We start from the raw sequence: 19419 nt of genomic DNA on the forward strand, positions 1-19419 counted from the left end.
GCAGATGCCTGATCATCTGCCACAAAAATGCACCCCTCCCCTGCAGATTTACCAATTGTGTCAGGCAAATACGCATGGCAGGATCCGTTGATCCTCCAGCGTACTTCCAGACTTACCTTGGAAAATCAATAACAAAGCAGGGAGACCGCGATGACCGCGCACGCTCAACCAACGGCCACGGATCATGTTCTGGCCGACACCCGCAATCACATCGGCCACCTGACACTCAACCGTCCCTCCGGCCTCAACGCCCTGACCCTCGACATGGTGCGCAGCCTGCAGCATCACCTCGACGCCTGGGCGCAGGATCCGGAAGTCAAGGCCGTTGTGCTGCGCGGCGAAGGCCCCAAGGGCTTCTGCGCAGGGGGCGACATCCGCTCGCTGCACGACAGCTTCAAGTCCGGCAGCGACCTGCATGAACGCTTCTTCGTCGAGGAATATGCCCTCGACCTGTGCATCCATCATTACCGCAAACCCATCCTGGTACTGATGGACGGCTTCACCCTCGGTGGCGGCATGGGCCTGGCCCAGGGCGCGGACCTGCGCATCGTCACCGAACGCAGTCGTCTAGGGATGCCCGAAGTCGGTATCGGCTACTTCCCCGATGTCGGCGGCAGCTACTTCCTGTCGCGCATCCCCGGCGAGCTGGGCATCTACCTGGGTGTCAGCGGCGCGCAGATCCAGGCCGCCGATGCCCTGTACTGCGGGCTGGCGGACTGGTACGTGGACAGCGCAAAGCTGGCCGCGCTGGACGAAGGCCTGAACCATCTGAACTTCGGCGACCAGCCACTCAAGGATCTGCAAGGTCTGCTTGCCAAACTTGGCTCCCAGAGGCTGGACGACGCGCCACTGGCCAAACTGCGCCCGGCCATCGATCATTTCTTCGCCCTGCCCGACCTGACCAGCATCATCGAGCAACTGCGCGCCGTGAGCATCGGCGACAGCCACCCCTGGGCACTGGCCACCGCCGATCAGCTGGAAACCCGCTCACCGCTGGCGATGGCGGTTACCCTGGAGATGTTGCGTCGCGGTCGCCGCCTGAGCCTGGAAGAATGCTTCGCCATGGAACTGCACCTGGACCGCCAGTGGTTCGCCCATGGCGATATCATCGAGGGCGTGCGTGCGCTGATCGTCGACAAGGACAAGCAGCCCCGCTGGAACCCGCCCACACTCGCCGCGCTGTCGCGCCAGCGGGTCGATCAATTCTTCGAAGGCCTGTGAGCCCGGGAGTACACAGCATGCAAGACCTGGAACTGAGCGAAGAACAGATCATGATCCGCGACATGGCCCGGGACTTTGCCCGTGGCGAGATCGCGCCCCATGCCCAGGCCTGGGAGAAGGCTGGCTGGATCGACGATGACGTGGTCCGCGCCATGGGCGAGCTGGGCCTGCTGGGCATGGTCGTGCCCGACACCTTCGGCGGCAGCTACACCGACTACGTCGCCTATGCCCTGGCAGTAGAAGAAATCTCGGCTGGCGACGGCGCGACCGGTGCGATGATGAGCATCCACAACTCGGTCGGCTGCGGCCCTCTGCTGGCTTATGGCAGCGCTGAGCAACAGCAGCAATGGCTGCCGCGCCTGGCCAGTGGCGAAGTGATTGGCTGCTTCTGCCTGACCGAGCCGCAGGCCGGCTCCGAAGCCCATAACCTGCGCACACGCGCCGAGCTGGTGGACGGCCACTGGGTCATCAGCGGCGCCAAGCAGTTCGTCAGCAACGCCCGCCGTGCGGGGCTGGCCATCGTCTTTGCCGTCACCGATCCGGAGCTGGGCAAGAAGGGCCTGTCGGCGTTCCTGGTAGAGACCGACAACCCAGGCTTCAAGGTCGATCGCAGCGAACACAAGATGGGCATCCGCGCCTCTGACACCTGCGCAGTCACCCTCGACAACTGCCGCATCCCGGCCGCCAATCTGCTGGGTGAGCGCGGCAAGGGCCTGGCCATTGCCCTGTCCAACCTCGAAGGCGGACGCATCGGCATCGCCGCCCAGGCCCTGGGCATTGCCCGTGCCGCGTTCGAGGCCGCGCTGACCTATTCGCGCGAGCGTATCCAGTTCGGCAAACCGATCAACGAGCACCAGAGCATCGCCAACCTGCTGGCCGACATGCAGGTGCAGGTCAACGCCGCACGCCTGCTGATCCTCCACGCCGCGCGCCTGCGCACGGCCGGCAAGCCATGCCTGTCGGAAGCCTCGCAGGCCAAGCTGTTCGCCTCGGAAATGGCCGAACGGGTGTGCTCCATGGCCATCCAGGTGCATGGCGGCTATGGGTATCTTGAGGACTATCCGGTGGAGAAGTACTACCGCGATGCGCGCATCACGCAGATCTACGAGGGCTCGAGCGAGATTCAGCGGATGCTGATCGCGCGAGAACTCAAGCACTACCCGCTGTGATCGCACCCCGCCGGGGCCGCGTCGCTGCCCCGGATTATCATCGCGATAGCATTTATCCATTGAACACAGCGTTACAGGTGCAGTAAGCTCGACCCCATTCACTGGAGAGCAACATGTCGAAACATACCTGCAATCACGCCAACACCACCGGTCGCACCTCGCGCCCTGTGCTGGCCGTTGCCGGTCGTACCGTCGCCTGCTCCTATTTTGGGTATTGGTTTAGCCACTAGGCGCCGATACCCACACGGCGCCCACCTTCGAGGGGCCGCCGAACATGAGAATACTCAAACCCCCGGTCGGCTCCCCGACCGGGGGTTTTGCGTTTCCAGGCCCTGAAAAACATTCATTCGTTCCGAGGACAGATTCATGAACTACACCAGCTACCCCTACGCAGACACCTACGCCTGGCGATTTAGCCAATCCCGTTCGGGCCAGCCTGCCGCCTCCGTACGGTCCATCACTGGTGGCGACGCTGCACACAGTAATCATCCGAATACCTGTCGAACACCTCGATAGGGCCGACCGCGCGGGAAGCACCCGCCGTCCGCCCAGGGAAACAACGCCATGCAAGCTTCGAATCTCGCTCTGCCCCTGACCCAACCTGCCGCTGCCAACGCCTCCGTCAGCCAGCGCCTGCCCAGCCCCCACCTGCTCAAGCAGCAGATGCCGCTTTCCAGCGAACTCGCCCAGCAAGTCCACGTCCATCGCCAGGCCGTGCGCGCCATTCTCGAAGGCCGCGACACACGGCTGCTGGTGATCGTCGGCCCCTGCTCGATCCACGACCCACGCTCGGCCCTGGAGTACGCCGACCGCCTGGCGGCGCTGAGCCGCGAAGTCGATGACAAGCTGCTGCTGGTGATGCGGGCCTACGTGGAAAAACCGCGCACCACCGTCGGCTGGAAAGGCCTGGCCTACGACCCGCACCTGGACGGTAGCGACGACATGCATGCCGGTATCGCCCTGTCCCGAGGCCTGATGCTGGGCATGCTCGAACGCGGCTTGCCGATCGCCACCGAACTGCTCCAACCGATGGCAGCGGGCTATTTCGATGACCTGCTGAGCTGGGCGGCCATCGGTGCGCGTACGACTGAATCACAGATTCACCGCGAGATGGTCAGCGGCCTGGAACTGCCGGTCGGCTTCAAGAACGGCACCGACGGTGGGGTTGCCATCGCTACCGACGCCATGCGCAGCGCCGCGGCGCCGCACCGCCACTTCGGCATGGATGCGCAAGGCTACCCGGCGATCATCGAGACCTTCGGCAACCCGGATACCCACCTGGTGCTGCGCGGCGGCCACAAGGGCCCGAACTACGATGCCGACAGCATCGCCCTGGCCCGCCAGGGGCTGGCCAGGGCCGGGCTTGCGGCGCGGATCATGGTCGATTGCAGCCACGCCAACAGCGGCAAGGATCCGGCGCGTCAGCCCGCGGTATTCGAGGATGTGCTGGGCCAGCGCCTGGCCGGTGACACCTCGATCGTCGGCGTGATGCTCGAGGGGCACCTGTTCGACGGCTGTCAGGCGCTGGGCAAGGGCGCGTTGAAATACGGCGTGTCGATCACCGATGGTTGCCTGGGCTGGGATTCGACCGACGCCTTGCTGCGCCGGGCGGCAGATCAGTTGTAGGAGGCTAACGGCAAGCCTTGCGAGACATTTCGCCGCCAATTGCGCTAGGCTTGCCGTTTCACATCAAGGAGCAGTTCCCATGGCACGTGCCACCGCCCGCCACATCCTCGTCAGCAGCGAAGAGAAGTGCAACGAACTCAAGGCTCAGATCGAAGCCGGTGCCGACTTCGGCGAAATCGCCAAGGCCAACTCCACCTGCCCGTCCAGCCGCCAGGGCGGTGACCTGGGCTCCTTCGGCCCAGGCCAGATGGTCAAGGAATTCGACACCGTGGTGTTCAGCGCGCCAGTCAACACCGTGCAGGGCCCGGTCAAGACCCAGTTCGGCTACCACCTGCTGGAAGTGACCAGCCGCCAGGACTGATTCGGTCTTGTCCGCCCGCCCCTGCAGCGCCCTTGTAGGAGCGGGCTTGTCCCGCGACAGGGCCAGTACCGTCACCTCCTGCGTCTCGCAGCTCCCGATCGCGGGGCAAGCCCGCTGCTGCCGGGGGCTGAGCCTTCTGTTGGTCGGATGCTTGCTGTCATGCCTGGCATTGACCACCCAGGCCGCGCCCTCCCACGCCCTCACCGTCTACGGTGAAGCGCCGCGCTACCCCGCGAACTTCTCGCACTTCGACTACGTCGACCCGCACGCCCCCAAGGGCGGCAGCTTGCGGCGCTCGGCCATCGAGATTGGCCAGTTCGACCATATCCTGCCGTATATCGACAAGGGCACCGGCGTCAGCGAGGTCGATGGCTGGCTGTATGCACCGCTGGCAGTCCGCTCGTTCGATGAGCCGTACACGGTCTATGGCTTGATCGCCCAACGGATGGAACGCGGTCCGGAGGACGCCTGGTTGCGTTTCGAAATCGACCCGCGTGCCACCTTTGCCGACGGCACACCAGTGCGCGCCGAGGATGTGCGTTTCACCTTCGAGCTGCTGATGAACAAGGGCAGCCTCAAATACCGCACGCAGTTCGCCGAGGTTGCCGGGGTCACCGTGGAAGGCCCGCGCAGCGTTCGCTTCGACTTCAAGCAACCCCATGGCCGCACCCTACCGCTGGACCTGGCAAGCCTGCCGGTACTGCCGGAACACGACTGGCAGGCACGCGACTTTGCCAATGGCGCCGGGTTCGAGAAACCGGTAGGCAGTGGCCCCTACCGCATCAGCCGGATCGACAACGGCCGCAGCATCACCTTCGAGCGCGACTCCGACTGGTGGGCCAAGGACCTGCCAGTCAACCGCGGGCGCTTCAACTTCCAGCGCTTGCGCGTCGAGTACTTCGGCGACACCGAGGTGGCCCGCCAGGTACTCAAGGGCGGCGGCTACGATTACAACCGCGAGTTCTCCGCCACCGCCTACACCCTGGGCTACAACGGCGCCCAGCTCGACGACGGCCGCCTGCAGCGCGCCCACCTGGGCCCTGCCAAGCCCCAGAACGCCCAGGGTTTCGTGTTCAACCTCGACAAGCCGGTGTTTCGCGACCGCCGTGTACGCCAGGCGCTGGCCATGCTCTGGGACTTCGAGTGGAGCAACCGGCAGATGATGCGCAACCTCTACATCCGCCAGCAAAGCCTGTACTCCAACACCCCGCTCGCAGCACGCGAGCTGCCCGACGCCGAGGAACTCAAACTGCTCGAACCGCTACGCGGCCAGATCCCCGACGAGGTCTTCAGCCAAGTGTTCACGGCACCGGTGACCGATGGCACGGGCATCGTCCGCAAACAGCAGTTGCAGGCACTGGAACTGCTCCAGGCTGCTGGCTGGCGCCCTGAAGGCGATCGGCTGGTAAACGCCGATGGCACCGCGCTGAGCTTCACCTTCCTCAACGGGCAATCGGGCCTCGAGCGCCTGCTCTTGCCCTGGAAGCGCAACCTGGCGCAAATCGGCATCGAGCTGAATATCCGCAACGTCGACTCGGCGCAATACATCAACCGGCTGATGGCGCGCGACTACGACATGGTCGTGACCGGCTACCCGGTGACGCTGTCACCCGGCTCGGAGCAATACAACTACTTTGGCTCCGCCGCCGCCAACGACCCTGGTTCAAACAACCTCATGGTGCTCAAGGACCCGGCGGTGGACCACCTGCTCGATGGCCTGGTACGTGCCTCGACCCAGGCCGACATGTTGCGCCATGCCCACGCCCTGGACCGGGTGCTGCAGTGGAACTACTACTGGATTCCAAACTATTACCCGCCCGGCAGCTCGACCGTCTGGTGGAACCGCTTCGGCCTGCCCAAGGTGCAGGCCGCCTACGACGAAGGCCTGGATACCTGGTGGGAGCTCAGCCCCACGGCGCTGACCAATCAGCAGATGGCTGAACGTACGAAGGTTGCCCCATGACCGCCTATATCCTGCGGCGCCTGCTGCTGATCATTCCGACCTTGCTGGCGATCCTGCTGGTCAACTTCGCCATCGTCCAGGCGGCCCCCGGCGGCCCTGTGGAGCAGGCCGTGGCGCGCCTGCAAGGCATTGGCGGCGGCGCCCCCGGCGCGCGGGTCGAGGTGATGCAGGGCGAGTCTCGCGCCAGTCGCGGGCTCGACCCCAAGCTGATCGAAGAGATCAAGCGCCAGTACGGCTTCGACAAGAGCGCCCCGGAGCGCCTGTGGCTGATGCTCGGCCAGTATGCCCGGCTCGATTTTGGCCAGAGTTTCTTCCGTGGCGCCAAGGTCACCGACCTGATTCTCGACAAGTTGCCCGTCACCCTGTCACTGGGCTTCTGGGCGACGCTGATCACCTACCTGGTCTCGATCCCGTTGGGCATCCGCAAGGCTGTGCGCCACGGCAGCCGCTTCGATGCCTGGAGCAGCGCGCTGATCGTAGTCGGCTACGCGCTGCCCTCGTTCCTCTTCGCCCTGCTGCTGATCGTGCTGTTCGCCGGCGGCACGTCGTTGAACTGGTTCCCGGTGCGCGGGCTGGTTTCGGAAGACTTCGACCAACTGAGCCTGCTGGGCAAGGTCGCCGACTATTTCTGGCACCTGGTGCTGCCGGTCGGGGCCTTGGTGATCGGTGGGTTCGCCACCCTCACCCTGCTGACCAAGAACGCCTTCCTCGATGAAATCTCGCGCCAGTATGTGGTCACCGCCCGGGCCAAGGGCTTGAGCCAACGCCGGGTGCTGTACGGCCATGTGCTGCGCAATGCCATGCTGCTGGTGGTGGCCGGGGTGCCGCAGGCGTTGATCACGGTGTTCTTCGCTGGTTCGTTGCTGATCGAAGTGATCTTCTCGCTCGACGGCCTCGGGCGCATGAGCTACGAGGCGGCCGTCTCACGGGACTACCCGGTGGTGTTCGGCACCCTGTTCATCTTCACCCTGGCAGGCTTGCTGATTCGTCTGGTTGGCGACCTGTCGTACACCTTGCTCGACCCGCGCATCGACTTCGACACGAGGGCGCACTGATGCTCTCGCCTGTCGCCCGGCGCCGCCTGCAGCGTTTTCGCCATAACCGCCTGGGCTGGGTTTCGCTGTGGCTGTTCGCCGCCCTCCTGCTGCTGAGCCTGGGTGCAGAGCTGGTGGCCAACGACAAGCCGCTGCTGCTTTCGTACAAGGGCGAGCTGTACACCCCCGCACTCAAGCGCTACACCGAGCAGCAGTTTGGCGGTGAGCTGCCTTTCCAGCCCGACTACCGCAGCGCCTATGTGCGCCAATTGATCGAAGGCCAGGGCGGCTGGATGCTATTTGCCCCCATCCCCTTCAGTGCCGACACGCCCAACTACGACCTGCAGGTGCCCACCCCCAGCCCGCCCAGCGCGAGCAATTGGCTGGGCACCGACGATCAGGGCCGCGACGTGCTCGCGCGGGTGCTGTATGGCACACGCATTTCCTTGCTGTTCGCCTTCGCCCTGACCCTGGTCAGCGTGCTGATCGGCGTCGCCGCCGGCGCGCTGCAGGGCTACCACGGCGGCTGGGTCGACCTGCTCGGCCAGCGCCTGCTGGAGGTTTGGTCGGGGTTGCCGGTGCTGTATCTGCTGATCATCCTGTCCGGCTTCGTCGAACCGAATTTCTGGTGGTTGCTGGGGATCATGGCGCTGTTCTCCTGGCTGACCCTGGTCGACGTGGTACGCGCCGAGTTCCTGCGCGGGCGCAACCTGGAGTACGTCAAGGCCGCCCGTGCACTGGGCCTGCCTGACACCCAGGTGATGCTGCGGCATATCCTGCCCAATGCCATGAACGCCACACTGACCTACATTCCGTTCATGATGACCGGTGCCATCACCACCCTGACAGCACTGGACTTCCTCGGCTTCGGCATGCCGGCCGGCACCGCGTCGCTGGGTGAGTTGGTGACCCAGGGCAAGCAGCACCTGCAAGCCCCCTGGCTGGGCTTCACCGCATTCTTCGCGCTGGCGGTGATCCTGTCGCTGCTGGTATTCATCGGCGATGCGCTGCGGGAGGCGTTCGACCCGCGGCGCTGATTCGGCCCTCGACTGAAAGACACACTGATCGTTTCAACGCTATCGGCATCGTGTAAGGAGCGGCATATGACTCTAGACGGCAAGACGGCACTCATCACCGGATCCACCAGCGGTATCGGCCTGGGCATCGCCCAGGTACTGGCCCGGGCGGGTGCCAACATCCTGCTCAACGGCTTTGGCGATCCACAACCGGCGCTCGCCGAGATCGCCCGCCACAGCGTGAAGGTCGCCCACCATCCGGCCGACCTGTCCGAGGTGACGCAGATCGAGGCCCTGTTCGACCTGGCCGAGCGCGAGTTCGGCGGCGTCGACATCCTCGTCAACAACGCCGGCATCCAGCACGTCGCGCCGGTGGAAGCCTTCCCGGTGCAGAGCTGGGACAAGATCATCGCCTTGAACCTCTCGGCCGTGTTCCACGGTACCCGCCTGGCCCTGCCGGGCATGCGCGAACGCGGCTGGGGGCGCATCATCAACATTGCCTCGGTGCACGGCCTGGTGGGCTCCACCGGCAAAGCCGCCTACGTGGCGGCAAAACACGGGGTGATCGGCTTGACCAAGGTGGTGGCGCTGGAAACCGCGACCAGCAACGTGACCTGCAATGCCATCTGCCCCGGCTGGGTGCTGACCCCGCTGGTGCAGAAGCAGATCGACGACCGCGCAGCGGCAGGCGGCGACCCTCGGCAGGCCCAGCATGACCTGCTGGCCGAAAAACAGCCCTCGCTGGCCTTCGTCACCCCCGAGCATCTGGGCGAGCTGGCGCTGTTCCTGTGCAGCGAGGCCGGCAGCCAGGTGCGTGGCGCCGCCTGGAACGTGGATGGCGGCTGGTTGGCGCAGTAAGGTCTAGAGTTCAATCAGGGACCGTCTTGAATGTATCTTCAAGACGGCGCCTGGCAGGCCGTGTCGATGCCCCACCGACCGAGGAGGTTTGCATGAGCGACGTACTGTGGCGCCCCAGCCCTGCGCAGGTCCAGGCCAGCCGAATGGACCACTTCCGCCGCCAGGTGAACCAGGACCTTGGGCTGCAGCTCGCCAACTACGCAGACCTGCACCACTGGAGCATCGAGCAGCGCGAAGCGTTCTGGCAGAGCCTCTGCGCGTTCTTCGAAGTGCGCTGGCACAGTCTGCCCTCGCAGGTGCTCAGCGAAGGCGCGCAGATGCCGGACGCGCGCTGGTTCGCAGGTGGCACGCTCAACTATGCCGAACACCTGTTGCGCCGGCGCGACACGCATCCGGCGCTGATCGCCGTGCGTGAGGACGGCACACGCGAGGTGCTCAGCCACCGCCAACTGGCCGCCGAGGTCGCCGGCCTGCAACGCGCCTTCAAGGCCCTCGGCATCCAGCCAGGCGATCGTATCGCCGCGGTCATGCCCAACACCTGGCAAACGCTGGTGGCCATGCTTGCCAGCGCCAGCCTGGGGGCGGTCTGGTCCAACGCATCCCCCGAGTTCGGGCTGCATGGCATCATCGATCGTTTTGGCCAGATCGCGCCCAAGCTGCTGATCGCCTGTGCCGGTTATCACTATGCCGGCAAGGTGATCGACCAGGTCGAGAAGATCAACCAGGTCTGCGCCCAGTTGCCGGCGCTGGAGCATCTGCTGGTCGTGCCCTACACCCGCGAGCAGACGCGCACCGATGAGTTCGTCTGCCCCAAGGTCAGCCTCTGGCAGAACTTCTATCACGCCAGCGGCGAGCCTGAGTTCACCGCCCTGCCTTTCGACCACCCGCTGTACATCCTCTACTCCAGCGGCACCACCGGCGTACCCAAGTGCATCGTTCACAGTGCAGGAGGCGTACTGCTGCAGCATCTGAAGGAACACGGCCTGCACAACGACCTGAAGGCCGACGACGTGATGTTCTACTACACCACCTGTGGCTGGATGATGTGGAACTGGCTGGCCAGCGGCCTGGCGGTCGGTGCCACTTTGGTACTGTACGACGGCTCGCCGCTGCACCCGGGCCCCGAACGCCTGCTCGACCTGATCGACGCCGAAGGCATCCAGGTATTCGGCACCAGCGCCAAGTACCTGGCCACGCTGGAACAGCAAGGCCTGGTGCCGATGCGCAGCCACCGCCTCGACAGCCTGCGCCTGTTGTTGTCGACCGGTTCGCCGCTGTCGCCGCACAGCTACGACTACGTCTACCACCAGATCAAGCGCGATGTGCGCCTGGTGTCGATGTCCGGCGGTACCGACATCGTCTCATGCTTCGTGCTGGGTAACCCGACCCTGCCAATACGGCGCGGGGAAATGCAATGCCGGGGCCTGGGCATGGCCGTGCAGGTGTGGAACGAACGACGCGAGGCGGTGGTGGGTGAGAAAGGTGAGCTGGTCTGCACCCGTCATTTCCCGTCGATGCCGTTGGGGTTCTGGGGCGACAACGACGGCAGCCGCTATCACGAGGCTTACTTCAGCCTGTTTCCTGGCGTATGGGCGCAGGGTGACTACGCCGAAGAGACCGCCAGCGGCGGCCTGGTGATCCACGGGCGCTCCGACGCAGTGCTCAACCCCGGCGGCGTGCGCATCGGTACGGCAGAGATCTATCGTCAGGTGGAGAAGGTCGAGGAGGTGGTCGAGAGCATCGCCATCGGCCAGGACTGGCAAGGCGACGTGCGTGTGGTGCTGTTCGTGCGTCTGCGCGAGGGGCTGCAACTGGACGACGACCTGTGCCAGCGTATCCGCCAGGTGATACGCCAATACACCACGCCGCGCCATGTGCCAGCGGTGATTGCCCAGGTGCCAGACATCCCACGCACCGTCAGCGGCAAACTGGTGGAGCTGGCGGTGCGCAACGTGGTGCACGGGCTGGCGGTAAAGAACACCGATGCCCTGGCCAACCCCGAGGCGCTGGCGCATTTCCGTGACCGCGCCGAGCTGCGGGATCAGGCATAATGGCGCCCTTTTTTGCCCGAAGCACAGGTGTCACATGAAAGCACAAGCGCGCCATATCCTGGTCAAGACCGCCGATGAGGCCGAACAACTCAAGCAACGCCTGGCCAAGGGCGAGGCGTTCGACGTGCTGGCGAAGAAGTTCTCGACCTGCCCGTCAGGCAAGCGCGGTGGTGATCTGGGGGAGGTGCGTCCTGGCCAGTTGGTCGGTGCCATCGACCAGGTGATCTTCAAGAAGGCCCTGCGCGTGGTGCATGGGCCGATCAAGACCAAGTTCGGTTATCACCTGGTGCAGGTGTTCTACCGCGACTGAGCGTTACATCGCTGCGCGCAACATCTCCACCACCTGGGCATGAAGCGCTGGGTCGCCGCAGGCCACGATGCAGCCACCGTTCTGCGCCGAGCTGCCATCCCACGCGGTGATCACACCGCCCGCTCCTTCGATGATCGGCATCAGTGCCTGCACGTCGTAGGGCTGCAGGCTCGCCTCGACGATCACATCGACAAACCCCGACGCCAGCATGCAATAGGCGTAGCAGTCGCCGCCATAACGCATCAGCCGCGCCCGCCCGGCCACGTGCTCGAAGGCCGCCTTGCGCGCCGGGGTGTCGAACATGTCCGGTGTGGTACACATCAGCGTGGCCGCCTCGAGCGACCCACAGGTGCGGGTCTTCAGCGGCGCACCGCTACGCCAGGCGCCCTCGGGCGTACCGACGAAACGCTCGCCGGTAAAGGGTTGGTTCATCACCCCCACCACTGGCTGCTGGCCATCATTCAGGGCAATCAGCGTGCCCCACAGCGGCAGGCCGGTAATGAAGGCCCGGGTGCCATCGATCGGGTCCAGCACCCAGGTCAACGGGCTGCTGCCTTTCGCCACGCCCTGCTCCTCGCCCAGGATGCCATGCGTCGGATATCGCGCCTGGATCAACGCACGCATGGCGTCTTCTGCGGCTTTGTCCGCCACGGTCACCGGATCGTAGAGGCGCCCGCCCTTGTCCTCGACCTCCAGGCTCGCGCGAAAATACGGCTGGATCGCCAGCGCAGCGGCGTCGGCCAATTGCTCGGCAAAAGCACGAAACTCTGCGATCTGCTCAGCGTTCAGGGACATGGGACCGGCCTCGTAGGGAAAAGGCGGCCATGATACCCCAGCACGGCGTCGCAGGCGCACAGGCACCTCACTTTCGGGCATGGGGTTATGACCATTTCATCAAGCGGTAGCTGAATCGTTGTACTAGGATAGCAAGCAGTCGCGCCCAAATACTGGCTAAAAGCCATATCGCGACTTTCGGATGACCGCTACTCATGGACGATACGATGAATTCGCACCTGCTCTTTCCGCAGATCGGCAAAGTCATTGCCAGCACCGGCAGCCGCCAATTCCCGCGCCTGCTGCATGACCTGATCCAGACCCACCTGAGCATCGATGCCACGCATATCCGCCAGGTGCGCCTGGCCTCACCCGGTTTGCACGGCAGCACCACCCTGCTCAGTGAAACCGTGTTCAGCGCCAGAGAACCCGCCTGCGACGAGCTTCTGGACCCGGCCCGTCTGCATCTGGTGCGCCGCACTGCCGATTATCACTACGAACTGCACGTCCTGCGCGCTGATCGCGCAAGTTTCTCGCCGCGCGAGCGCGACTGCCTGCAGGACATCTCGCCGCTGTTGCTGCCCATGCTGCAAAAGCACCTGGATGCCTTGCAGGCCAGCATCAGCGAGCGACCGAGCGACAGCCTGCAGGAGCGTTTCCGCGAGCGCCTGAGCCAGACCGGCCTTGCCCTTTCAGAACGGGAAATGCAGGTCTGCCTGGGCCTGCTGGCTGGTCACACCGCACCGCAGCAGGCCGAATTGCTGCAATTGAAGGTCAATACGGTGGAAAGCTACCTGCGTCGCGCGGCGATCAAGCTGGGGATCAGCGGGCGGCATTCGTTGATGCGCTGGATGTATGGCGCCCATTCCTCGATACACCCCTGAGCGCCCCGCTACCGGGGCATTCAACCCCCGCAGTCGATGTGGCGCAGTGCCGCCTATCATTTTTGCCAGTTGGAGCAGCACATCGACTGCGCTAGTTTCGACGCCATCCTGACACGATGGAGCTCACCACCATGTCCGTGCAATCTTCCGGCACGCCTGACCATGCCTACGGCACGCAAGGAGTGGCCAATATTCCGGCCGAACCTCCCTATAACCCGGACGTGGCCTCTCTCCAAGTCGGGCCATCAACCCTCGACGCCAAAGGGCGGCTGGTGGTATTCGGCCGTAACCCCGCAGACTCCAGCCCAGGATTGCTCACCCGGCTCAACGCCGATGGCCAGTGGGACGAAAGCACCGGCCATGTGGTCGTAGACGCTGCGAATCTGCCCGATGAGGCACTGGACTTCAAAGGGCTTGTCGGCGCCACGATCGATGGCCAGCAGACCTACTTCGCCGTTGGCGTGCCCACCTATTTCGATGCCGACTTCGAACGGTATCTGAACTTCGTCGGTATCAGCCGTTTTGATGAAAGCTTCCAACCGGTAACGTCCTTTGGCGAAAACGGTCATGCTTTACCAGACCCGGGCGAAGGTTGGCAGAAGGGTGACGTAGGCGACACCAAGAAGCATCAAGTGAAGCACTCGACGAAAGCGCTTCTGTCGTCCGAGGAGCGCCCACTGGTATTAGCGAACGGCTTGTTGCGAGCCATCTTCCCCTACACCCTCGGCGACGGGAACGACGAGCACACTCAAAGCTGGTTGGCGGTCTTCAACCCCTTGACTGGCAAGCTGGCACCTGAGCTCGGCGAGGCGCGTGATCTCGGCATGTTGCCACTGACCGACAAGGCTGGTTTTTCGTTGCGGGTCTTGCGTGCGCACTTCTTCGCCGACGGTAGTTTCCTGGTGCTGGCAGAAAACGCCAGCCAGCGAGTCATCGTGAGGCGTTACGACCGGCACGCCATCGCCGATGAACGCTTCAATGATGACCAGGGCCAGCGGGACCTGTTCGCCGTTCAAGCAAGCATGCGCCTCGGCATGTTCGCAAGGAATGGTCAGATCGCTGTTTCCCGGGGCGTGGAATTCCAGCTCCAACAGGCCACGACAGTGTTCGTGCTGACCGAGTCCGGGACGAACGACACGAACTTCAATAGCGGCCAGCCCCTGATGCTCGGCAGCGATGGCCATGGCCTGGCCCTGGGCGAGCTTCACATTGATGATCAGGATCGCATTGTGCTCGGTGGCGCCCTGCTGACCGCCATCAACGTCGGTCGTTTGCATGTGTATCGCCTGACACGGTCCGGAGAGCTCGACAGCGCCTTCGGCAACCAGGGCCTCTTTGACGGCGGCCCTGACTTCAGGACGGCGAACAAGGTGTTTGCCAGTGAGCACGGCATACACATCCTGACGCTGTTCCCTACCAGCGGCGCGTACTTCCTGGAAAGGGTACTCAAGCTGCACGGCTGACCGGCTTCTGCAGCAACCTGCGTACCGCAGATTCTTACCAGTACGGTAAATAGTTCCTACCGCTTACCACCCCAGGAGAGTAAGTCTCATGAAAAAGACAGAAGATATTGGTAACGCAGGGCGACTGGACCCGGATTTCGGAGATGGGGGCGTCCTAGATCTGAAGATATTCAGTGATCGGCGTGAATTCGAAATCTTCGACTCCGCAGACCTGCAAGATGGCCGGAGCGTGCATGTTGTCCGGGCTTACGACGATGAAGAGTACTACCTGGTCAGCTTCGACAAACACGGCGCACTGATCCATCGGGAACAGGTCATCCTGCCCTATGAAACTTTGCCGGACCGAGCCCTTTCTTTCCGCATCAAATACAGCCAGCTCGATCGTGTAGCCTGTTACTTGCCGAATGTATTCTGGCCGTCCGAAGATGAAGCCGACCCCATCATATACACTTCGGCCGTTGGTTGTTTCCTACCGAATCTGAAACCGCAGCCAGAGTTCGGTGAAAATGGCATTGCGACAATTACACCCGCAGACTTGGGCGAGAAAAGCGCCAATCTCAACACGACGCCCAAGTTTGAAGCGTTCGACGCCGACCATGCCGAGGCGCCAGTAAAACGACTCTACCAAGTGACCAGTGGAGAGGCCCAGCTCATTAACGGCGCTATGTGGTCAGTATCCAGCAGCTATCACGAATTTAGAGAACCGCCGTTCGAAAGTTGGATTTCAAAATTTGATGAAGTCACCGGAAAGTTGCTCTCGGCTCACCGACTAGAGCCCCTTGGAAGCACGACATGGGAGCCGGCAGATGTCCATTTCCTCAAGGACGGTGGGTTTATTATGTTGGCCTACAGAGAACAACAAGGCTACCTGACGAAGTTCACTGACACGGGGATGCTTGACACGGCATTTAACAAATCGGGCTACGTTGAAATACCGGGTCTTAATTATCAAAACAGCTGCATGCACGTGCATCGAGGTCGAATCCTGATTGCCTCTACGGAGCTGGTAGAGAACGCTGAGTCACTGTTGACGTTGGAGGCGTATCTCTTGACAGGACAACGTGACAGTACATTCCAGCGTAAAAGCGAGGTGGTAAAAGACTCGGTGATTATTTCCTCGCCACATATCGCCGTCGATGCGAAGAGCCGTATCCTCGTCGGCTTCACCAGTAGCATGATTTTCGGTAGGTCCCCTGCGCCCTTTGCAGCCATGATCTATCGATTCGATGGGGCTGGCAACGCGGACCTGTCGTTTGGCGACGCCGGCAGGTTCGTGCATCATAATGCGGTGCAATTCAGACATATGTTTTTGAACGGCAGTGAAATCCGTGGGGTAGCCAGATGGTTTGATAGCCAGAAGCCTTTTATGTTCAAAGTTCTCGGTTAGGTCCTGCATTCATCGTGTCGCTGACGCCCCCCTCGCGTCAGCGACTGCCGTTCAGTTCAATCACGCGCCAAGGCTTCGATCGGGTCCAGTCGCGCGGCGTTTCGTGCGGGCACGAAGCCGAACACGATGCCGATCAACGTCGAACAGGCGAACGCGGTGGCAATCGAGGCCGGCGAGAACACCATCTCCCACTGTTTGACGAACAGTGTGAACAGATAGCCGATCCCGTACGACAACGCGATCCCCACCAGCCCGCCGAACAGGCAGACCATCACCGCCTCCACCAGGAACTGCTGGCGAATGTCCGACTGCCGGGCACCGACGGCCATGCGGATGCCGATCTCACGGGTACGTTCGGTGACCGACACCAGCATGATGTTCATCACCCCGATACCCCCCACCACCAATGAAATCACCGCGATCAACGACAGCAGCAGGGTCAGCGAACGACTGGTCTTCTGCACCGTCTGCATGATGCTGTCGAGGTTGTTGGTGAAGAAGTCCTTGGTGCCATGGCGCTGCAGCATCAAGGTGTTGACCTCCTCCTCCACCCGCTTGCTTGGCATGCCGTCCTTGATCCGCACGCTGATGCTGTCCAGGTGGCGCTGCCCCAGCAGGCGCCCGGCAGCGGTTTCGTAGGGCACCCAGACGTTCAGCGCGTTGCTGGCAGCGAACAGGTTCTTGTTCTCGGTGGTCACGCCGATCACCGTGCACGGCAGATTGCCGATCAGGATCACCTGCCCGAGCGGGTCTACCCCCTCGCCGAACAGCCGCAAGCGCGTGTTGTGGTCGATCACCACCACTTGCGCCTGGCGCCGGGCATCGCTTTCGCTGAAGGCGATGCCGGCGGCCAGGTTGATGTTGCGTACCTGGAAGTAGCGTTCGCTGACGCCATTGAGCTGTACGTCCAGGTCCAGGTTGCGGTAGCGCACCAGCATGCTGCGGCCGATCACCGGCGTTGCACTGTCGACGTAATACAGTTGGTTGAGCGCAGTGACGTCGGCCAGCACCAGGGTTTCGATGGCCTTTGCCCGGCTGTCACCGAAGTTGCTGCCCGAATAGATGTCGATGGTGTTGCTGCCGATCGCCTGAATATCCTTGAGCACATAGCCTTTGGCGCCCTCGCCGATCGCCGAGATCGACACCACCGAGGTGATGCCGATGACGATGCCGAGCATGGTCAGCAATGTGCGCATGCGGTGCGAGATCAACGCGATCCAGGCCATGTTGAACGCTTCACGGAACAACCCCAGGCTGGCCACCAGGCGCCGTGGCGGCCGGGCCTTGCGTTGCGGCTCGGGGATCGCTGCGTCGGGCGCGGCCTGCGGCATGTTGCGCTGATCGCTGACGATCTGCCCGTCGCTGACCTCGATGATGCGCTCGGCATGGGCTGCGACCTTGGGATCGTGGGTCACCAGGATCACGGTGTGCCCGGCGGCGTGCAGCTCCAGCAGGATGGCCATCACTTCCTTGCCGCTGGCCGTGTCGAGGGCGCCGGTAGGCTCGTCCGCGAGGATCACCTCGCCGCCGTTCATCAAGGCCCGGCAGATACTCACCCGCTGCTGCTGGCCGCCCGACAGTTGGCTGGGGCGATGCGTCAGGTGCCCGGCCAGGCCGAGGCGCTTGAGCAGTTCCTGGGCCCGCTCGTGGCGCTGGGCCTGGGGCGTGCCCGCATACACCGCCGGGATCTCGACATTGCGCAGGGCGTCCAGGTGCGGCAGCAGGTGATAGCGCTGGAAGATGAAGCCGAAATGGTCGCGGCGCAGCGCTGCCAGCGCCTCATCGTCCATGTCGCGGGTTTCCTGGCCGCCCACCTGATAGGAACCGGCGCTGGCGTGGTCCAGGCAGCCAAGGATGTTCATCAGCGTCGATTTGCCCGAGCCCGACGCGCCAATGATCGCCACCAACTCGCCCGCGTCGATTTCCAGATCGATATGGCGCAGGGCGAGAAACTCGCGGTCTCCCGCCATGAAACTGCGGCTCACGCCCTCCAGGCGCAGCAGCGGCTGGCCGGCTTCGACGGCGGTGGTGCGCTGCGAGGCCAGTTCGACGTTCATGTTCATGCTCATGCCCCCGCCGCATCGCCGATGGGCTCACCGATCACTACCCGGTCGCCCTCGTCCAGCCCCTGCCTGATCTCGACCCTGACATTGTTGTTGATCCCGGCCTGCACCTGGCGCACCTGGGCAAAGCCCTTGGCGTCGACTACCCGCACCGGGAAGCTGCCGTCGCCACTGCGCGGCCCGAGCGCCGCCACCGGCACACTGAGCACCGCCTCGGCGGTGGCCAGCACGATGCGTACCTGAGCGGTCATGGAAATGCGCAGGCGGTGGTCTGGGTTGGGCACCTCGAACAAGGCGTTGTAGAACACCGCGGTGTTCTGCTTTGGCGCAGCAGCGCCGCTCTTGTCGGTGCTCTCCAGGTAGTTCTGCGGCGCAGGCTCCGTGCCGCGCAAGGTCGCGTAGTAGCGTTTGTCTTCGCCCAGGATGGTGAAGTACACCTGCTGGCCGGGGCTGATATGGATCACGTCGGCTTCGGAGACCTGCGCCTTGACCGTCATGGTATCCAGGTCGGCGAGCTTGAGGATCACCGGCGCCAGTTGCTGGGCAATCACGGTTTGCCCTTCCTGGGTGACGATACCCACCACATCGCCGTCGATGGGTGCACTGATGCGCGTGTAGTCGAGGTTGACCTTGGCCGTGTCGATCTGCACCTGGGCGCTCTTGATCTGCGCGTCCAGCGAGTGCAGGGTCGCCTGCTGCACTTGGTACTCGGACTCGGCGTTCTCGAAGTCCTGGCGCGAGATCGACTCGTCGTCCTGCAACGCACTGTAGCGCTCGTAGACCCGGCGGGTCTGATTGACCCGGGCCAGGGTCGAGCGCCGCTCGGCCTGCAGCTTTTCTTCATCGACCTGGGCCTGGCGCAGCGTGTTGCGCAGCACCAGTGGATCGATCTCGGCGAGCCACTGGCCCTTGGTCACCTTGTCGCCCAGCTTGACTTTCAGCGAGCGCAACTGGCCGGAAACCTGGGCACCGACATCGACCTGGCGGATACCCTCGAGCACGCCGGTGGCCAGCACCGCGTTCTCGATGTCACCACGCTCGACCGTGGCAGTGATGTAGCGTGGCGGCGTAGCCGGGGCCTGTACCGCGTACAACGTGATCCCTGCTACCAGCGCCAGGGCACAGCCCAGGCTTATCTTGCGAAATCTGCTCTTGTCCATAAATGCTCGTTCATCCGTTCCAAAGGCCTGCGTGCCACACCGCCCCTTGTGGGGGCGGGCTGGCCTCGCAATCACCGGG

The 19419-nt window shown here is 63.4% G+C and carries 16 protein-coding genes; 13 read left to right on the plus strand and 3 right to left on the minus strand.

What is annotated here, in order from left to right; translation table 11 throughout:
- Positions 1-150 precede the first annotated feature (150 nt).
- The 10 genes from F6X62_RS12415 to F6X62_RS12460 all read left to right on the plus strand — a co-directional run bounded on the left by F6X62_RS12415 (position 151) and on the right by F6X62_RS12460 (position 11609).
- Complete coding sequence (locus tag F6X62_RS12415; RefSeq protein WP_153773679.1) at positions 151-1221, plus strand: enoyl-CoA hydratase/isomerase family protein; 1071 nt, start codon at positions 151-153, stop codon at positions 1219-1221.
- Positions 1222-1238: 17 nt separating this feature from the next.
- A complete protein-coding gene (locus F6X62_RS12420; RefSeq protein ID WP_125929948.1) occupies positions 1239-2390 on the plus strand; it encodes an acyl-CoA dehydrogenase family protein in 1152 nt (383 codons plus the stop codon).
- Positions 2391-2954: 564 nt separating this feature from the next.
- Positions 2955-4016, plus strand: coding sequence for a 3-deoxy-7-phosphoheptulonate synthase (locus tag F6X62_RS12425; RefSeq protein ID WP_153773680.1), 1062 nt, complete (start codon positions 2955-2957; stop codon positions 4014-4016).
- A gap of 79 nt (positions 4017-4095) precedes the next feature.
- Positions 4096-4377, plus strand: a complete 282-nt coding sequence (locus F6X62_RS12430; RefSeq protein ID WP_054890645.1) for a peptidylprolyl isomerase — start codon at positions 4096-4098, stop codon at positions 4375-4377.
- Positions 4378-4423: 46 nt separating this feature from the next.
- A complete protein-coding gene (locus F6X62_RS12435; protein WP_153773681.1) occupies positions 4424-6340 on the plus strand; it encodes an extracellular solute-binding protein in 1917 nt (638 codons plus the stop codon).
- Positions 6337-7395 (plus strand): microcin C ABC transporter permease YejB, encoded by a 1059-nt coding sequence (locus tag F6X62_RS12440; RefSeq protein ID WP_054890646.1) that lies wholly within the window; start codon positions 6337-6339, stop codon positions 7393-7395. The genes F6X62_RS12435 and F6X62_RS12440 overlap by 4 nt, the downstream gene beginning before the upstream one ends.
- Positions 7395-8411 (plus strand): ABC transporter permease, encoded by a 1017-nt coding sequence (locus F6X62_RS12445; RefSeq protein WP_153773682.1) that lies wholly within the window; start codon positions 7395-7397, stop codon positions 8409-8411. The genes F6X62_RS12440 and F6X62_RS12445 overlap by 1 nt, the downstream gene beginning before the upstream one ends.
- 66 nt (positions 8412-8477) lie before the next feature.
- On the plus strand, positions 8478-9248 hold the full coding sequence (gene hbdH / locus F6X62_RS12450; RefSeq protein WP_153773683.1) for a 3-hydroxybutyrate dehydrogenase: 771 nt from the start codon (positions 8478-8480) through the stop codon (positions 9246-9248).
- Between the two features lie 92 nt (positions 9249-9340).
- Positions 9341-11299: an acetoacetate--CoA ligase gene (locus F6X62_RS12455; protein ID WP_153773684.1), complete on the plus strand. Its 1959-nt coding sequence runs from the start codon at positions 9341-9343 to the stop codon at positions 11297-11299.
- Positions 11300-11333: 34 nt separating this feature from the next.
- Positions 11334-11609, plus strand: a complete 276-nt coding sequence (locus F6X62_RS12460) for a peptidylprolyl isomerase (protein ID WP_054890650.1) — start codon at positions 11334-11336, stop codon at positions 11607-11609.
- A gap of 3 nt (positions 11610-11612) precedes the next feature.
- Here the strand turns inward: F6X62_RS12460 and hisN are convergent, their stop codons facing one another.
- Positions 11613-12404 carry a histidinol-phosphatase gene (gene hisN, locus F6X62_RS12465; protein ID WP_153773685.1) on the minus strand — a complete coding sequence of 264 codons (792 nt, stop codon included), beginning with the start codon at positions 12402-12404 and terminating at the stop codon, positions 11613-11615.
- A 206-nt stretch (positions 12405-12610) separates the two neighbouring features.
- On the opposite strand from hisN, the gene F6X62_RS12470 reads away from it, so the two are divergent.
- The 3 genes from F6X62_RS12470 to F6X62_RS12480 all read left to right on the plus strand — a co-directional run bounded on the left by F6X62_RS12470 (position 12611) and on the right by F6X62_RS12480 (position 16117).
- On the plus strand, positions 12611-13267 hold the full coding sequence (locus tag F6X62_RS12470) for a LuxR family transcriptional regulator (protein ID WP_153773686.1): 657 nt from the start codon (positions 12611-12613) through the stop codon (positions 13265-13267).
- Positions 13268-13398: 131 nt separating this feature from the next.
- Positions 13399-14730 carry a hypothetical protein gene (locus F6X62_RS12475; protein WP_153773687.1) on the plus strand — a complete coding sequence of 444 codons (1332 nt, stop codon included), beginning with the start codon at positions 13399-13401 and terminating at the stop codon, positions 14728-14730.
- A gap of 88 nt (positions 14731-14818) precedes the next feature.
- A complete protein-coding gene (locus tag F6X62_RS12480; protein ID WP_153773688.1) occupies positions 14819-16117 on the plus strand; it encodes a hypothetical protein in 1299 nt (432 codons plus the stop codon).
- A gap of 56 nt (positions 16118-16173) precedes the next feature.
- On the opposite strand, the gene F6X62_RS12485 is transcribed toward F6X62_RS12480, so the two are convergent.
- Together F6X62_RS12485 and macA are read right to left on the minus strand one after the other, a co-directional pair.
- Positions 16174-18180 carry a MacB family efflux pump subunit gene (locus tag F6X62_RS12485; protein ID WP_153773689.1) on the minus strand — a complete coding sequence of 669 codons (2007 nt, stop codon included), beginning with the start codon at positions 18178-18180 and terminating at the stop codon, positions 16174-16176.
- 2 nt (positions 18181-18182) lie between these two features.
- Positions 18183-19340, minus strand: coding sequence for a macrolide transporter subunit MacA (macA, locus tag F6X62_RS12490; protein ID WP_063544969.1), 1158 nt, complete (start codon positions 19338-19340; stop codon positions 18183-18185).
- Positions 19341-19419 lie beyond the last annotated feature (79 nt).

This window comes from Pseudomonas sp. MNR3A (genome assembly GCF_009650575.1).
Taxonomy (GTDB): domain Bacteria; phylum Pseudomonadota; class Gammaproteobacteria; order Pseudomonadales; family Pseudomonadaceae; genus Aquipseudomonas; species Aquipseudomonas machongensis.

Excerpts from the sequence above, each read along its gene's own strand:
- F6X62_RS12485 (WP_153773689.1), bottom strand. The coding sequence starts at position 18,180 with ATGAACATGAACGTCGAACTGGCCTCGCAGCGCACCACCGCCGTCGAA.
- F6X62_RS12425 (WP_153773680.1), top strand. The coding sequence starts at position 2,955 with ATGCAAGCTTCGAATCTCGCTCTGCCCCTGACCCAACCTGCCGCTGCC.
- F6X62_RS12415 (WP_153773679.1), top strand. The coding sequence starts at position 151 with ATGACCGCGCACGCTCAACCAACGGCCACGGATCATGTTCTGGCCGAC.
- F6X62_RS12430 (WP_054890645.1), top strand. The coding sequence starts at position 4,096 with ATGGCACGTGCCACCGCCCGCCACATCCTCGTCAGCAGCGAAGAGAAG.
- macA (WP_063544969.1), bottom strand. The coding sequence starts at position 19,340 with ATGGACAAGAGCAGATTTCGCAAGATAAGCCTGGGCTGTGCCCTGGCG.
- hisN (WP_153773685.1), bottom strand. The coding sequence starts at position 12,404 with ATGTCCCTGAACGCTGAGCAGATCGCAGAGTTTCGTGCTTTTGCCGAG.
- F6X62_RS12475 (WP_153773687.1), top strand. The coding sequence starts at position 13,399 with ATGTCCGTGCAATCTTCCGGCACGCCTGACCATGCCTACGGCACGCAA.
- F6X62_RS12440 (WP_054890646.1), top strand. The coding sequence starts at position 6,337 with ATGACCGCCTATATCCTGCGGCGCCTGCTGCTGATCATTCCGACCTTG.
- F6X62_RS12455 (WP_153773684.1), top strand. The coding sequence starts at position 9,341 with ATGAGCGACGTACTGTGGCGCCCCAGCCCTGCGCAGGTCCAGGCCAGC.
- F6X62_RS12480 (WP_153773688.1), top strand. The coding sequence starts at position 14,819 with ATGAAAAAGACAGAAGATATTGGTAACGCAGGGCGACTGGACCCGGAT.
- F6X62_RS12445 (WP_153773682.1), top strand. The coding sequence starts at position 7,395 with ATGCTCTCGCCTGTCGCCCGGCGCCGCCTGCAGCGTTTTCGCCATAAC.
- F6X62_RS12460 (WP_054890650.1), top strand. The coding sequence starts at position 11,334 with ATGAAAGCACAAGCGCGCCATATCCTGGTCAAGACCGCCGATGAGGCC.
- F6X62_RS12420 (WP_125929948.1), top strand. The coding sequence starts at position 1,239 with ATGCAAGACCTGGAACTGAGCGAAGAACAGATCATGATCCGCGACATG.
- hbdH (WP_153773683.1), top strand. The coding sequence starts at position 8,478 with ATGACTCTAGACGGCAAGACGGCACTCATCACCGGATCCACCAGCGGT.
- F6X62_RS12470 (WP_153773686.1), top strand. The coding sequence starts at position 12,611 with ATGAATTCGCACCTGCTCTTTCCGCAGATCGGCAAAGTCATTGCCAGC.